This window comes from Boseongicola sp., from assembly GCF_057460485.1.
Genome location: NZ_JBVCWP010000426.1, coordinates 1 through 2,328, shown reverse-complemented (window position 1 = coordinate 2,328; position 2,328 = coordinate 1). Strand labels below are relative to the sequence as shown.

At 58.3% G+C, this 2,328-nt stretch carries 2 protein-coding genes; both read right to left on the bottom strand.

Annotation, left to right across the window (positions count from 1 at the left end):
* Positions 1-817, bottom strand: an 817-nt coding sequence (istB, locus tag AC221Y_RS23145; protein WP_486708633.1) for an IS21-like element helper ATPase IstB, incomplete at its 3' end; no start/stop codon positions are given.
* Complete coding sequence (istA, locus tag AC221Y_RS23140; RefSeq protein WP_486708634.1) at positions 814-2,046, bottom strand: IS21 family transposase; 1,233 nt, start codon at positions 2,044-2,046, stop codon at positions 814-816. The genes istB and istA, both read right to left, overlap by 4 nt.
* Positions 2,047-2,328 lie beyond the last annotated feature (282 nt).

Sequence of the window (2,328 nt, the reverse complement as noted above, 5' to 3'; positions counted from 1 at the left end):
TTTTTGGTGGGCGGCCACGTCGCTTAGGCGCGGGCGGGGGTGTTATGGGGGCGTTTGTGCGGGCGTGCTCGGGGATCAGGTCTGAGTGGGCGCGCAGCCGGTAGCTTGCCCCTTCGATCTGGACGACGACGGCGTGGTGAAGCAGTCGGTCGAGTAGCGCGGTGGCGACGACCGGATCGCCGAAGACATCACCCCATTCTGCAAAACCTCGATTTGATGTGAGGATCATTGCACCCTTTTCGTAGCGGGCATTGACCAGTTGGAAGAACAGATTTGCGCCGCCCTGAGTGATCGGCAGGTAGCCGATCTCGTCCACGATCAGGAGCGATGATCTTGCATAGAACCTGATCTTCTCGGCCAATTGCCCTTGTCGTTCTGCCTTGGCCATGACCTCGACCAGCTCTGCCAGAGTCGCCCGGTAAACTTGCCTGCCAGACTTCACTGCCGCAACGCCAAGCGCTGTGGCAAGGTGGCTTTTACCAGTGCCGGGTGGCCCAAGAAAGTGGACCACTTCCGCGCGCCGGATGAAGTCGAGCTGGGCGAGTGCTGCGATGCGTTCGCGATCCAGTGACGGTTGGAAGCTGAAGTCGAAGCTTTCCAGCGTCTTGATCGGCAATAGTTTCGATGTCCGCAATGCCACATCGATGCGCCGTGTCTCGCGGGTGCTGTATTCCTCCGACAAAAGGCCGTCGATGGCCTCAATCGCGGTGATCTCACCCCGCTCAAGGCGCTGTATGGTGTGATCAAGCGCTTCGAGCGCGCGCGGCATTTTCAAGCCAACCATTGCGCCCCTGATCCGGTCCAAAACCTCGCTCATTGTCTGGCCCCCTGTGCTGCCATGCGTTCACCAACAGCACCGTAAAACTCCAGGGACCGGCGCGCGATGCCTGGGGATGGTTGTGTCGCGCGTTGAACGGGTGGCGCTTTGCGATGCGCGGGATCAACGTGGCGCTGGTTCTTGCCCTCGAGGATAGGATGGCGGGCGATTAGCGTGCCATCCTCAAAGATCCGAACCTCATGGGTGTGGTTTTGCACCTCAAGCACGCGTTTGCGGGTTGTATCCGGGACGCTGTAGGAATTGCCCGCAACGGAGACCATGCCCTCGTGGCTGACCCGGCGTTCAACGGTCAAAACAGCATCATAAGGGATCGCGGGAAGCGGCTTCAGGCTGGGCTGTTCTTCAACAAAAGCCTCATCGACAACGCGCAGCGTCGTTGCATGAATGCGCGGATTGGCGATCTCTGTGCGCCACGCCTCAAACTGGGCGTTCAGGTCGTCGATGTTGCGGAACGTGCGTGCCAGAAAGAAGTCTTGCCGGATATACCTGAAGGGCCGCTCAACTTTGCCTTTGGTCTTGGCCCGGTAGGGCCGACAGGCGCGCGGGATCGTGCCGTAGTGGTTCAGCAAAGCAACGAGAGACGTGTTGTAGGTCACAACACCGCTCTCATCTTCACCTATCACCGCCGTCTTCATCCGGTCATAGAGAATGTGCTCAGGCGACCCGCCCATCGCATCAAACGCCGCGATATGACAACGCATCACCGATTGCAGGTTCTGGCTGGACACAAACCGGCCCCAGAGCCAACGTGAATGCCCAAGAACCATGGAGAACAGCCAAACTTTCCGCGTGACACCGGGTTCGTCCGTAAACTCAACTGAGAACTCAGCAAAATCCACCTGCGCTTGCTTGCCTGGCGGTGTTTCGAACCGTCGCTCAAATGGGCTGCGCTTTGACGGACGAACCTCACGCAAGAAATCCGTCACTGCCGTGTAACTGCCCTCATATCCCACAGCGCGGATCTCGCGCAGCAGTCGCGCACCGCTCAAGTCAGGGAACGCGAGAACTCGGTCCCGCAAAAAGCCCTCAAACGGATCAATCAGACGGTCGCGTGGCGCGCGCGGGCCATAAACGGGCATGTCCAAACCACGTTCCAGATACTTGCGAACCGTCTTACGATCACAGCCAACCTTGCGCGCTATCGCGGAAAGGCTGAGACCTTGCTTGTGTAAATCTTGGATCAAAACGATCTCCTTCAATCCCTGCACCCGACTACCCCTGTCATTCTCAAATTGGGGCATCTGGCCTGTTTCCCGCGGTCCCGACAATTTCTGAATATTTAAGGTTCAGAAATCGCCAGAACCGCTCATATCTGGGGAATTTTCAAACGGCGGTTTTGGGGAGATTACATCCGGCACTCATACCAGCGCGTCATTCTGGTCGCTGATCGAGGGCTGTTGAGCCTGGACAATATCCGGAACCTTACCGAAATGGCCGATCAGGCAGGGCGCAAGCTGGAGTTCATCCTGGCTGTCCCGGCGCGGCGCTAC